The 12079-nt window shown below is 66.4% G+C and carries 11 protein-coding genes and 1 tRNA gene; 5 read left to right on the forward strand and 7 right to left on the reverse strand.

Translation table 11 applies throughout. The features are described from left to right. Window positions 1–14: 14 nt before the first annotated feature. Together dxs and AC2FMM_RS08430 are read left to right on the forward strand one after the other, a co-directional pair. A complete protein-coding gene (gene dxs, locus AC2FMM_RS08425; RefSeq protein WP_496796312.1) occupies window positions 15–1943 on the forward strand; it encodes a 1-deoxy-D-xylulose-5-phosphate synthase in 1929 nt (642 codons plus the stop codon). Between the two features lie 209 nt (window positions 1944–2152). Next, window positions 2153–2228, forward strand: a tRNA-Thr gene (locus AC2FMM_RS08430). Between the two features lie 91 nt (window positions 2229–2319). Here AC2FMM_RS08430 and AC2FMM_RS08435 read toward each other — a convergent pair. The 5 genes from AC2FMM_RS08435 to AC2FMM_RS08455 all read right to left on the reverse strand — a co-directional run bounded on the left by AC2FMM_RS08435 (window position 2320) and on the right by AC2FMM_RS08455 (window position 6164). Then, the gene (locus AC2FMM_RS08435; protein ID WP_496796313.1) at window positions 2320–2484 is read right to left on the reverse strand and encodes a hypothetical protein; all 165 of its coding nucleotides are present in this window, start codon (window positions 2482–2484) and stop codon (window positions 2320–2322) included. Beyond that, complete coding sequence (locus tag AC2FMM_RS08440) at window positions 2485–2778, reverse strand: ABC transporter permease (RefSeq protein WP_496796314.1); 294 nt, start codon at window positions 2776–2778, stop codon at window positions 2485–2487. A gap of 359 nt (window positions 2779–3137) precedes the next feature. Further along, window positions 3138–4676: a tripartite tricarboxylate transporter permease gene (locus AC2FMM_RS08445; protein WP_496680135.1), complete on the reverse strand. Its 1539-nt coding sequence runs from the start codon at window positions 4674–4676 to the stop codon at window positions 3138–3140. A gap of 9 nt (window positions 4677–4685) precedes the next feature. Further along, entirely contained in the window at window positions 4686–5117 is a 432-nt protein-coding gene (locus tag AC2FMM_RS08450; RefSeq protein ID WP_496680137.1) for a tripartite tricarboxylate transporter TctB family protein, read from the reverse strand. A gap of 78 nt (window positions 5118–5195) precedes the next feature. Next, on the reverse strand, window positions 5196–6164 hold the full coding sequence (locus tag AC2FMM_RS08455; RefSeq protein ID WP_496680139.1) for a Bug family tripartite tricarboxylate transporter substrate binding protein: 969 nt from the start codon (window positions 6162–6164) through the stop codon (window positions 5196–5198). 158 nt (window positions 6165–6322) lie between these two features. Here AC2FMM_RS08455 and AC2FMM_RS08460 point away from each other — a divergent pair, with 158 nt between their 5' ends. Genes AC2FMM_RS08460 through AC2FMM_RS08470 form a run of 3 tightly spaced genes read left to right on the forward strand, consistent with a single transcriptional unit; the run spans window position 6323 to window position 9421 of the window. Beyond that, the gene (locus AC2FMM_RS08460) at window positions 6323–6994 is read left to right on the forward strand and encodes a response regulator transcription factor (protein ID WP_496680140.1); all 672 of its coding nucleotides are present in this window, start codon (window positions 6323–6325) and stop codon (window positions 6992–6994) included. Continuing rightward, window positions 6987–8384 carry a sensor histidine kinase gene (locus AC2FMM_RS08465; RefSeq protein ID WP_496796315.1) on the forward strand — a complete coding sequence of 466 codons (1398 nt, stop codon included), beginning with the start codon at window positions 6987–6989 and terminating at the stop codon, window positions 8382–8384. The genes AC2FMM_RS08460 and AC2FMM_RS08465 overlap by 8 nt, the downstream gene beginning before the upstream one ends. Beyond that, window positions 8381–9421, forward strand: a complete 1041-nt coding sequence (locus tag AC2FMM_RS08470; RefSeq protein WP_496796316.1) for an ABC transporter substrate-binding protein — start codon at window positions 8381–8383, stop codon at window positions 9419–9421. The genes AC2FMM_RS08465 and AC2FMM_RS08470 overlap by 4 nt, the downstream gene beginning before the upstream one ends. On the opposite strand, the gene AC2FMM_RS08475 is transcribed toward AC2FMM_RS08470, so the two are convergent. Together AC2FMM_RS08475 and AC2FMM_RS08480 are read right to left on the reverse strand one after the other, a co-directional pair. Further along, window positions 9418–10938, reverse strand: a complete 1521-nt coding sequence (locus AC2FMM_RS08475; protein ID WP_496796317.1) for a heme biosynthesis protein HemY — start codon at window positions 10936–10938, stop codon at window positions 9418–9420. The genes AC2FMM_RS08470 and AC2FMM_RS08475 overlap by 4 nt on opposite strands. A 10-nt stretch (window positions 10939–10948) precedes the next feature. Next, window positions 10949–12079 (reverse strand): COG4223 family protein (locus AC2FMM_RS08480; RefSeq protein WP_496796318.1); only part of this gene is annotated, 1131 nt, incomplete at its 5' end.

Raw genomic sequence — 12079 nt, forward strand, 5'->3', positions numbered from 1 at the left:
CCGTAAGGGATGCCATGTCAGACCGTCCGAACACCCCGCTTCTGGACCTTGTGAACCGCCCGGCGGATCTCAAGCAGTTTTCGGACGCGCAGTTGCATCAGCTGGCAAACGAGTTGCGGGCCGAGACGATCTCGGCCGTGTCGGTGACCGGCGGGCATCTGGGCGCAGGGCTGGGCGTGGTTGAGCTGACCGTGGCCCTGCACGCGGTGTTCGACACGCCGCGCGACAAGATCATCTGGGATGTCGGGCACCAGTGCTATCCCCACAAGATCCTGACCGAGCGGCGCGACCGTATCCGCACCCTGCGCCAGAAAGGCGGCCTCAGCGGGTTCACCAAACGCAGCGAAAGCCCCTATGACCCGTTCGGCGCGGCGCACAGCTCGACCTCGATCAGCGCGGCGCTGGGCTTTGCCGTGGCCCGCGACCTGGGCGGGGTCACACCCGAGGGGCTGGGCGACGCGATCGCGGTGATCGGCGACGGGTCGATGTCGGCCGGCATGGCCTTCGAGGCGATGAACAACGCCGGCCACCTGAAAAAACGCCTGATCGTGATCCTGAACGACAACGAGATGAGCATCGCCCCGCCCGTGGGTGCGATGTCAAACTATCTCTCGCGCATCTATGCCGAAGAGCCGTTCCACGATCTGAAAGCAGCGGCCAAGGGGGCGGTGTCTCTGCTGCCCGAACCGTTCCGCGAAGGCGCCAAGCGCGCCAAAGAAATGCTCAAAGGAATGGCGGTGGGCGGCACCCTGTTCGAAGAGCTGGGATTCTCCTATGTTGGCCCGATCGACGGGCATGACCTGGACCAGCTACTGCCGGTTCTGCGCACGGTCAAGGCGCGGGCGACCGGGCCAATACTGATCCACGCGCTGACCAAAAAGGGCAAGGGCTATGCCCCGGCCGAGCAGGCCCGGGACAAGGGCCATGCCACCGCCAAGTTCGACGTGGTCACCGGCAAGCAGCAGAAGGCGCCGTCGAACGCGCCGTCCTACACCTCGGTCTTCGGCAAGACCCTGGTGGACGAGGCCAGCCGCGACGACAAGATCGTGGCGGTGACCGCGGCGATGCCCGACGGTACCGGGCTGAACCTGTTCGCCGAACGCTACCCATCGCGCTGTTTCGACGTGGCGATTGCCGAGCAGCACGGGGTCACGTTCTCGGCCGCGCTTGCGGCGGGCGGGCTGAAACCGTTCTGCGCGATGTATTCCACGTTTTTGCAGCGCGGCTATGACCAGGTGGTGCACGACGTGGCGATCCAGCGCCTGCCAGTGCGCTTTGCCATCGACCGCGCGGGGCTGGTGGGTGCTGATGGCGCGACTCATGCCGGGTCGTTCGACATCGCGTACCTGTCCAACCTGCCGGGCATGGTGGTGATGGCCGCCGCCGACGAGGCCGAGCTGGTGCACATGGTCGCCACAGCCGCCGCCCACGACGACGGCCCCATCGCATTCCGCTATCCGCGGGGCGAAGGCGTGGGCGTCGATCTGCCCGAACGTGGGCAGGTTCTGGAAATCGGCAAGGGCCGCCTGATCCAGTCGGGGGCGCGGGTGGCGATCTTGTCTTTCGGGACGCGCCTGACCGAGGTGCAGAAGGCCGCAGAATCGCTGGCCGCCCGCGGTATCACCCCGACCATCGCCGACGCCCGGTTCGCCAAGCCGTTGGACCGCGACCTGATCCTGGACCTGGCCGCCAACCACGAGGCACTGATCACCATCGAGGAAGGCGCCATCGGCGGGTTCGGCAGCCACGTGGCGCAACTGCTGGCGGATGAGGGCGTGTTCGATCGCGGCCTGAAATACCGCTCGATGGTGCTGCCGGACATTTTCATCGACCAGGCCAGCCCCGCCGACATGTACGCAGTCGCAGGCATGAACGCCGAGCATATCGAGGCCAAGGTTCTCTCGGTGCTGGGCGTGGCTTCGATCGGTGAACGGCGCGCCTGAATCCGGGCGTCTTTCATCAAGCGGCCGATTGCGCCGCGCCACCGACCCAAGGTCGCGGGTCAGGCCGCCAATCGCTCTTGCAAGGCGGCAAGCCTTGGTTTAAGGGACGCCCCGAGGTCGCCTCCACCGACGCGTCGGGTCACAATTGCCCCGGTCGGACAAGGTGCAGGGATCCGCAGGGCCATCACGGCCCATGACGCAAGAAGGATGCCGGTGTAGCTCAGCTGGTAGAGCACGTCATTCGTAATGATGGGGTCGGGGGTTCGAGTCCCTTCACCGGCACCATCCTTCTTTGGACCCAAGAATACTCGGCAGATCGCGCGGCGGGACACATTGGTCTCGGCCATTCCGCAGGACGGTTCGGCTCGGGGCCGGGTTACCGGGCCGAGGCCATCGACTGACGAAACCGGCGCAAGGCCAGCGCGAAGAAGGCCGCCCCCAGACCGGCCATGATCGCCATCTGCGGCCAGACAATCGCAGGACCGCCCCCGCGATAGAGGATGGCCTGGGCAAAACCCACGAAATGGGTCGAGGGAGACACCTACATCGCCATGCGCTGCCAGTCCGGCATGCTTTCCATCGGGGTCGTGCTGCCCGACAGCAGGTTCATCACGATCAGCACCGGCAGCGCCAGCAGGCCGAACTGGGGCATCGACGACGTGAAAGTGGCCAGCAGGATGCCCAACCCGGTCACCGGGGCCAGGTAGATGACGGCCCCCGGCACAAACAGCAGCACCGAGCCCGCAACCGTTCCGTTGATCGTCAGAACCCGGCCCGAAATGACCTGCCCGATCGAAACCGCGTGGTGCAGACCGTGCGCCGACAGGATCCGCATCCACTCGGCTCACCGTTTGTGCAGGCGGGTCGGGCACCAGCAGGTCCTCGTGGCAGTCGGGGCCCCGCAGGGCCGCAAGTTGGGCCTGTGCGTCCGAATTTGGCCCGACAGGCACCATACCCGGAGGCGCGAATTCCAGCGCGGTGACGAGTTGGTGGATGGCCTGACGGTCATCCGGGCGGATCGTCGGCCACTGTTCCAATTCGAGAATCTGCGCTGCCTGTGGCACTGGCTTCGCCTGCTGCCTGCGTCTGCGGACCCGTCCTGCCTAACCTGCACGAGAAAATCGTCAACAGCGCAACCCGACCCCCGAGGGCCGCCGCCCGCCCGGATGGGCGGAGGGCGGGATGGCGCGGCGGTCAGTCGCTGATCGCGCCTTCTTCGTCGCGGCGCTGGTGCATCCGGGCCTTGACCCGCGCACCCACGATCAGCGGCAGGATGAAGCCGATCACGGCGATGGTCCACAACCCGATGGACAACGGGCTGTCGATCAGGGTCCACCAGTTGCCATTGTCGATGGTCACGGCGCGGCGCAGGTTGTTCTCCATCGCGTTGCCCAGCAGGGTGCCCAGGATGATCGGGACCAGCGGCACGTCCAGCTTGCGTAGGACCCAGCCCATCACGCCGAACCCGATCATCACCAGCAGATCGAAGGTGGACCCCGAAATGCCGTAGATGCCGACAAAGCTGACCATGGCCACGATCGGCATCAGGATGCGCGACGGGATCATCAGCACGCGGGTGAACAGGCCCACCATCGGGATATTCATGGCCAGCAGCATGAAGTTGGCGATGAACAGCGCGGCCACCAGCCCCCAGACCACATCCGGGTTCTGGGTGAACAGCAGCGGCCCCGGCGTGATGTTCAACGCCAGCAGCACCGCCAGCAGCACCGCCGTGGTGCCCGACCCCGGCACGCCCAGCGCCAGCATCGGCACCAATGCGCCCCCGGCGGCGGCGTTGTTGCCGGCCTCGGGCGCGGCCACGCCGCGCGGATCGCCGGTGCCGAAGGTGTTCTCCTTGTCCACCAGCCGCTTTTCCATCGTGTAGGAAATGAACGACCCCAAAGAGGCGCCCGCGCCCGGCAGAACCCCCGCGATGAAGCCCAGAAACGAGGTGCGCAGCATCGTGGGCGTGCAGCTTTTGATCATCGACATCGGCGGATACAGCTTGCCGATGTTCAGCTTGCGGCCCTCGGCATCGGACCCTCCATGGCGATGTTCCAGAAAGATGAACACCTCGGACAGGGCGAACAGGCCGACGATGGCCACCAGAAAATCCAGCCCGTCATACAGATGCACTTCGCCGAAGGTAAAGCGCGGCACGCCGGTCTGGGTGTCCACCCCGATGGTCGCAAGCCCAAGGCCCAGCGCGGCGGCAAAGGCCGATTTCGCCTGGTTGGTCGAAGACACGCCGCCCAACGTCATGAAGGCCAGCGCGAACAGAGCGAAATATTCAGCCGGGCCGAACAGCAGGGCGATCTTGACCAGCTGCGGCGCCAGCACGATTAGGCCCCAGGTCGCCAAGAACGCACCCACGAACGAGGCGATTCCCGACAACGACAGCGCCTCGCCCGCCAGGCCCTTCTTGGCCATGGGGTGCCCGTCAAGACAGGTCATCATCGCGGGCTCGTCACCGGGGATGTTCAGCAGGATCGACGAGATCCGCCCCCCGTACATCGCCCCGTAATAGACACTGGTCAGCAGGATCAGCGAGGGCGTCGCGCCCAGCCCCAGCGTGAAGGCCAGCGGGATCAGGATAGCCACGCCGTTCGACGGGCCCAGCCCCGGCAGCGCGCCCATGACCGTACCCAGAAAGCAGCCCAGCAGGGCCAGCATCAGGTTCTGCCAGGTCAGCGCGATGGCGAACCCATCGCCCAAGGATGCAAGAGTTTCCATGATGCCCCCCTAGAACCCCAGCGGCCCTTTGGCCAGTGACAGGCCCAGAACCAGGTGGAAAATGACATAGATGCCCAGCGAAGTGCCAATTCCCACAAGAATGCACTCGATCGGGCCTGAGCCAAGCCGCCAGGCCAGATAGGTGGCGGCAAAGGCCGTGGCGATGACGAACCCCGCCACCGGCAGCAGTTCGGCATACAGGATCAGAACGACCACGGCGGCGCCGACCTCGACCAGCCGGCCCAGCGCGGGCCATTCGGGTTCGGCATCCGGGCGCAGCGCGATGATGGCGCTGGACACGCCCAGAATGGCGGCGATGATCAAAGGAAAGGCCTTGGGCCCAACGGCATCGGACAGAAAGCTTTCTTCGATCGCCAGGGCGGATATCGCGAATCCGATGGCGAGAAGCAGCCCGACGACCCCGAAGATGCGGTCACTCATCGGTGTCTCCTGTTGTTCGGGATGAAAAAGTGCGGGCGCCACACGGTTGCGGCACCCGCCTGCACGTGAGTGGTGCGGTTACTTGATGATCCCGATCTCTTTCGAGATCGCCTGGATCTGGGCCACCGAGTCAGCGACGAAGTTCTGGAAGTCTTCGCCCTGCAGGTCCAGCGGGGCCAGGCCGTTGGCGGCCATCACTTCTTTCCACTCGTCCGAGGCATAGAGCTGACCGATCTTGGACACCCAGTCATTGTAGGCCTCGTCCGACATGCCGCCGGGGGCATAGAAACCGCGCCAGTTCGCACCGATAGCGTCCACACCCTGTTCCTTGGCGGTCGGGAAATCGGCGAATTCGCCGGGCAGACGTTCAGGCGCCAGAACAGCGATCACCTTGATGTCGCCGGAATCCACGAAGCCCTTGGCCTCGGAGATATCGCCGGTGAAGGCCTGGACCGAGCCGGCCAGTAGCTGGGTCACCGCCTCGCCGCCGCCGTCAAACGCGATGTATTTGACCGAGCGGACATCGTCGATGCCATAGGCGTTGGCCGCGATCAGCACCTTCAGGTGGTCCCAGCCGCCCACGGCCGAGCCGCCCGCGACCGAAACCGAGGACGGGTCGGCTTTGATCTGGTCCAGCAGCTCGGGCAGGGTATTGACCGGGCTGTCGGCAGCCACGGCGATCACGCCATAATCGGCGCCGATCGCGGCCAGCCAGCGGACCTGATCCATGGTGTTCCCCGGATAGGCGCCCTGGGCCAGACGAGTTGCGGTTGCGGCGCTTGCGGCGACGATCAGTTCGTTGTCGTCATTGCGCTTGTTCACCACCTCGGCAAAGGCCACGCCCCCGCCGCCACCGGCCAGGTTCACCACCTGCATGGTCTGGTCGATCAGGCCCAGATCCTGCAGCGACTTGCCCACCTGACGGCAGGTAAAGTCCCAACCCCCACCCGGGTTGGCCGGAGCGATGCATTCCGCCGCGTTGGCGGCAAAGCCAGTCAGGGCAAAGACTGCGGCGGCTACGACGCCGCCGGTTCCAAACAGTTTCATTCGGTTCTCCTCCTCAGGTCATTCTGGCCGTCTTGTGTGCGGCCGAAACCGATCCCCGCAGGGGCCGCGTGGCGCAGCCCTTTCTTGCAGGTTGGTTTTCTTTACCGAATAATGCTGTCACGAACCTGTCACGGTGCGACGGGCGATCGGGGGAGGCCATGCGTGTATTGATGATCGAGGATGCCGAGGATCTGGCCGAGGGCGTCGTGGCCCATCTGGGTCGGTCCGGTGTGGTGTGCGATCTGGCGACCTCGGTCGAGGCGGCCCATGATTTCCGCGCGGTCCAGTCCTATGACGCGATCCTGCTGGACATCAATCTGCCCGATGGGTCGGGCCTGGGTTTTCTGGACCGGATTCGCGCCGCCGGAGACCGCACGCCGGTTCTGATGCTGACCGCGCTGACCGCGGTCGAGGACCGGGTCGCCGCGCTGGACAAAGGGGCCGACGATTACCTGGGCAAACCCTTCGACCAGCGCGAGCTCGAGGCGCGGCTGCGCGCGCTGGTACGCCGCGACGCCGACCGCAAGAGCGAGCAGATCACGCTGGGCCCGCTGGTCTATGCCCCCAAGGACCGCAGCGCCACGCTGGGCGGCAAACGCCTGAACCTGACCGCGCGCGAGGCCGCCGTGCTGGACGCCCTGATCCGGCACGAGGGGCAGTTCCTGTCCAAGGCGCGACTGTACGACTCGCTCTATGGGTTCGAGGATGCCGATGTGGGCGTGAACGCGATCGAGCTGTATATCGCCCGGCTGCGCAAGAAATTCTTGGGTAGCGGCGTGGCCATCACCACCCAGCGCGGGGTCGGGTACCGGATCGGCCTGCATGGTTAGGCTGCCCCTGCCCCACAGCCTGACCGCCCGGGTGCTGAGCGCGGTGATGCTGATCCTTGTTCTGGGCGGCGTGCTGGTCGGCCTGTCGATCTGGGCCAACGGCCGGTTGGCGGCGCGTCAGGCCTATGACAGGCTGCTGCTGGGCGCGGCCAGCGACATCGCCGAATCCGTGCGCATCCAGGACGGCCAGCCCATCGTCGACCTTCCCGTTTCAGCGTTTGAGCTGCTGGCCCAAGCCCCGGATGACCGGATCTATTACGCGGTGCGCGGGCCCGACGGGCGCTTTATCACCGGGCTGGACCCGGACACGGTGATCGCGCCCCCGCAGCCCGTCAACCAGTCGGCCCAGTATTTCGCGGCCGACCTGAACGGGGAACCGGCCCGGTTCGTCCGACTGCCCCGCCTGTTCGCCGAGCGGGACTTTTCCGGCGAAGTCGAAATCGTGGTCGGGCAGACCTTGCTGGCTCGGGGCGCGATGACCACCGGCCTGATGCTGGATGCCCTGCTGCCGATGGCGGTGGCCGGCGCGTTGCTGCTGATCATGTCGTGGTTCGTCACCCGTTCGGCGCTGCACCCGCTCGAGGCGATGTCGGATGACCTGATCCGCCGAGACCCCTATGACCTGACGCCCGTGGCCAGCGACGGGCTGCCGCGCGAACTGCAGGTCATGATCGCGGCGATGAATCGGTTCATGGGGCGGCTGGACCGGCAGGTTCTGTCGATGCGTAACTTGATCGCCGACACCGCGCATCAGTTGCGCACCCCAGTCGCAGCGATCCGGGTGCAGGCAGAGATCGCCCAAGCCGACCCCGACAGCCCCGCCGGGCGCCGGGCGCTGGACCGGTTGCTGACCCGTACCCGGTCATTGGGCACGCTACTGGATCAGCTTTTGTCGCGCGCGATGGTCATCCACCGCATCGACAGCGCCCCGCGCTTGCCGGTCGATCTGCGCGAAGTGGCGCTCGAGGCGCTGGAGCAGAGCGACCACGAGGTGATCGCCCCCGGCGTCGAGGTGCATCTGAAAATCGGGGAAGACCCGGTCTGGGTGCGGGGCGATGTGTTTTCGCTGGGCGAAGCCACCAAGAACCTGCTGGGCAACGCGCTACGCCACGGCAAGGCCCCGGTCAGCATCGGGGCCAGCTTGGACGGTGGCCGCGCCGTTCTGTGGGTGCGCGACAGCGGCCCGGGGCCGGACAAGTCGGTATCCGCCCGGCTGGGCGACCGGTTCAACCGCAACGCAGGCTCGGGCGAGGACAGCAGCGGGCTGGGCCTGTCGATCGTCAAATCCACCGCCGAGGCCTTTGACGGCACCGTCGAGATGACCCGCACCGATGACGGGTTTCGCGTATCGCTCAGCTTTCCGGCGGCCACCGAAGGAACAGGCGCATGATACGGTTTCTGATCCCGCTGGCCCTGTGTCTGCTGATGCCTGCTACCCACACTGCAGCGCAGGAGGCGGTGACCGAATTCGGCACCGGGCCTGCCCCCCTGCTGGTGCGCTCGACCACGGATATCGGCATCATCCGCCCGGTGATGGAGCAGTTCGCGGTGCAAAACCCCGACCTGACCATCACCTATGAACAATGGGGCTCGAACGCGCTGTTCCAGCACAGCAAGACGGCCTGCAAGACCGGCGACAGCCCGGCGGATGCGGTGTTTTCCTCGGCCGTTCAGCAGATGGTCTGGCTGGTCAATGCCGCCTGCGCCCATCGCTACAGCTCGGCCCTGACGCAGGCGCTGCCCCCGGCCCGGCGCTGGCGGGACGAGCTGTGGGGGATTACCACCGAACCCGCCGTCATCGTCTACAACAAGGACCGTCTGGACGATCTGGAGGTGCCGCGCAGCCGCTTTGCCCTGCTGGACGCGATGCGCACCCGCCCCGACCTGCTGCGCGGCCGGGTAGCGACCTATGACATCGCGGCCTCGGGGCTGGGCTTCCTGTTTGCCTATGGCGACAGTCTCGAGGCCACCACCTTTGGCTCGTTGATAGAGGGCTTTGCCCGGATCGACGCGGTGGCCACCTGTTGTTCGGCCGAGATCATCCGCGACGTGGCCCGGGGACGGTTCCTGATCGCCTACAACGTGCTTGGCTCATACGTGGCCAACGCGCAGGACCCCGCGGTTGGGGTGATCCTGCCCGAGGATTACACGCTGGTGCTGTCCCGCGCCTTCATGATCCCGAGAAACGCGGGCAACAGCGCGGGCGGGCAGCGGCTGCTGGATTTCCTGCTGTCGCCGACGGCGCAGGATCTGCTGGCCCGATCGGGGTTGGTGGCGCGGATGGATGCGGCCGAAACCGGCCTTGCGCCCAGCGCGCGCCGATTCATTCCCCTGTCACCCGCCCTGCTGGTGGCCAGCGACCCGAACCGCCGGGCCGAACTGTTCAACCTGTGGAATGACGCCTTCGACGTGGAAACCGCCCGCTAGGCGGTTTTGCCGGTATTCTCAGGAACCGGCTCTGCGCCGCCTTCGTCCGGTGCCGCCGCGCCCTCGGGCTCGGGTTCGATGACCTCTGGCGCTTCGGCATCTTCGATCTCGGCCTCCTCGACCTCGTTCGATTGATCCTCGAGCGCACCCACGATCAGCGGCAGCATGTGAACGCCGGTCGCGGTGGCAATCTCGGGCGTTTTCGGCCTCTGCCAACTCAGCGTATCGAAGCTGTGGCAGGTGGTACAGACCGGCGCCCATTCGGCATGGATGTCGTGGCAGTTCTCGCAAACCCATTGCGGCCCGCGCGGCGCGTTCAGCGCCTTGGCCAGCCAGCCCTGAACCACCGCGTCCGACGCCCCCTCGCCCCGTTCGATCGCGGCCATCAGCGTATAGGCCCGCGCGTCGGCGCCCTTCTCGACCAGATCGCCCAGCACACGGCGGGCTTCGGGGAAATCCTCGGCTACGATGTTCAGCTCGGACCGGATCAGGCGGGTCTCGGCGTGGTCGGGGTGGATGCGGGTCAGGGTGGCAAAGCGCTTGATCCGCTCTTCGGGTGTCTCGTCCGGGGCGATCTCGGCAAAGGCATGGGCCAGGTCGGGATGCGGCTGCGCCTCCCATGCCTTTTTCAGAATTTTGGTCGCCGCGCGCGGCTTGCCCTTGGCGATATAGGCCCGCGCGGCCATCGCGGCGGCGGGCACCAGATCGGGCGACAGGCGGTTGGCCTCAATCGCGCGCTCCTGCTGTTCGACGGTGGCGGACTCGTCCAGAATGTCCTTGGCCTCGGACAGGGCCAGCACCGCGTCGCGGCGGCGATAGACGTCGCGCGGCAGGTATCCCGCCTTCAGCTTGGCGGTCAGGGTCGAGCGCGCCCCGGCCCAGTCTTGCGCCTTGGTCTGCAGGTTCAGCAGAACGTCCTGCGTTTCTTCGTGCCGCGGCTTCAGCTGCAACGCCTTCTCGGCCAGCTTGCGGGCTGTGTCCTCGTCCCCCTCGGCCAGCTTCTGCTTCAGAATGCCCCGCACCCCGACGAAACGCGTCGCCGGATCGCTCACCAGCTTCTTGTAGGTCTCGGCCGCCTTTTTCGTGTCGCCGGTCATCTCGGCCGCCTGGGCCACCAGCAGGTTGGTTAGTTCAGGCTTGTTCAGCAGCTTCTCGGCCTTGCGGGCCTTGGTCAGCGCGATGCGCCCCTCGCCCGAGGCCAGCGCCATCAGCCCGTCGGCCAGCGCCTGGTATCCGCGTTGCTCGCGGCTGCGGTCGAAATAGCGTGACAGGGCGGTTTCGTCACCATTGATGAATTTCAGCGTGGCGATCAGCAGGCCCAGCAGCTTCAGCCCCAGCCAGACGGCAAAGACCAGAACCCCCAGCGCGATGACCGATTGCAGCGGGCTGAGCGTGATTTCCTGCCCCAAGGCTGTGATCTGAACGCCGCCGCTGGATTCCATCAGGTAACCGGCGCCCATCGCCAGCAGGCCGACAATCACTACAAAAACAAGGATCTTTAACAATGACCACAGCATGACAGGCCCTTCAGTTCGAGTTCACGCCGGAAACCAGCGCATTGACGGCAGTCTCGGCCTCCAGCCGGGTCTTTGCCGCCTGTATCCATTCGGCCATGGCCGGTTTCGCGGCCTCGGGCAGCGCATCCAGCTCGGTAAGGGCCGCCGCCAGATCGCCCTTGCCCATCGCGGCCTGCGCGCGCGACAGGATGGCGTCGGGGTCGCTGCCCTCTTTCGGCGTGACCGAGCGCGCCCCGGTCTGGCGTTGCAGAAACGCGATCAGGCCCGTGCCCTTGTCCGCCGCGCGGGCATCGGCCAGCGCCGCGCGGGCGGCGGGCGGGAAGCCATCGCGCAGATCGGCAAGGGTGGCCACGCCGTCATCGGCCGGTCCCGAAAGGGCATCCGGCACGGAAACACCACCGGCTTGCAACTGGGCAACAAGGTCCGAATACGGGCCACCTGCGTCCAGTTGGCCCCGGATCTTGGCCAGCGTCGCCAGGTTTTCGGCCGCCTGTGCCTGAGCCTTGGCCTGCGCTTCCTGCGCCTGGGCGTCAGCCACCATCTTTTCGACCTCGGCGCGTTGGCCGGCCAGAGAGTCCTGCAGTTTCTTCAGCTCGGCCTCGACCGCGGCAACCGTTTCGGGCGACGCCGCCTCGGTCAATGGGCGCGCCTCGAGCTTGGCGACCCGCTCGGCCAGCGGGTCGATTTTGCCGGACAGGGCGTCGAGGCTGGATTTGATGGTGGAGATCTCGCTTTCGATCGGCGCCAATTTGGCGCTCAGCGCGGCAATCTCGGCGGTCGGGTCCGGGGCTGCAGCCAGCTGCTTGCCCAAGGCGGCCAGTTCCTCGGCCTGACCGGACAGCTTGGCCTCGAGCGCCGCAATGGCCTCGGACGGGTCCGACCCGACAGGCCAGAGCAAATCACTGCGCCCGGCGGCAAAACCGATCGCGGCGGCAACCACCCCGCCGATCAAGGCCGGCAGAAATCCACCGCGTCGGGGCGTGGTTTCCTGTTTGGGCGGTTCTGCCTGCATATCATGGGATCGGGCTTCGGCTTCGGCTTCGGCTTCGGCTTCGGCTTCGGCTTCGGCTTCGGCTTCGGCTTCGGCTTCGGCTTCGGCTTCGGCTTCGGCTTCGGCTTCGGCTTCGGCTTCGGCTTCGGC

The organism is Ruegeria sp. BHSC043, assembly GCF_059612985.1.

What these genes read in the sequence shown, in the direction of transcription:
- dxs (WP_496796312.1), top strand. Translation starts at nt 15, where the DNA reads ATGTCAGACCGTCCGAACACCCCGCTTCTGGACCTTGTGAACCGCCCG.
- AC2FMM_RS08465 (WP_496796315.1), top strand. Translation starts at nt 6,987, where the DNA reads ATGGTTAGGCTGCCCCTGCCCCACAGCCTGACCGCCCGGGTGCTGAGC.
- AC2FMM_RS08475 (WP_496796317.1), bottom strand. Translation starts at nt 10,938, where the DNA reads ATGCTGTGGTCATTGTTAAAGATCCTTGTTTTTGTAGTGATTGTCGGC.
- AC2FMM_RS08445 (WP_496680135.1), bottom strand. Translation starts at nt 4,676, where the DNA reads ATGGAAACTCTTGCATCCTTGGGCGATGGGTTCGCCATCGCGCTGACC.
- AC2FMM_RS08460 (WP_496680140.1), top strand. Translation starts at nt 6,323, where the DNA reads ATGCGTGTATTGATGATCGAGGATGCCGAGGATCTGGCCGAGGGCGTC.
- AC2FMM_RS08470 (WP_496796316.1), top strand. Translation starts at nt 8,381, where the DNA reads ATGATACGGTTTCTGATCCCGCTGGCCCTGTGTCTGCTGATGCCTGCT.
- AC2FMM_RS08440 (WP_496796314.1), bottom strand. Translation starts at nt 2,778, where the DNA reads ATGCGGATCCTGTCGGCGCACGGTCTGCACCACGCGGTTTCGATCGGG.
- AC2FMM_RS08450 (WP_496680137.1), bottom strand. Translation starts at nt 5,117, where the DNA reads ATGAGTGACCGCATCTTCGGGGTCGTCGGGCTGCTTCTCGCCATCGGA.
- AC2FMM_RS08455 (WP_496680139.1), bottom strand. Translation starts at nt 6,164, where the DNA reads ATGAAACTGTTTGGAACCGGCGGCGTCGTAGCCGCCGCAGTCTTTGCC.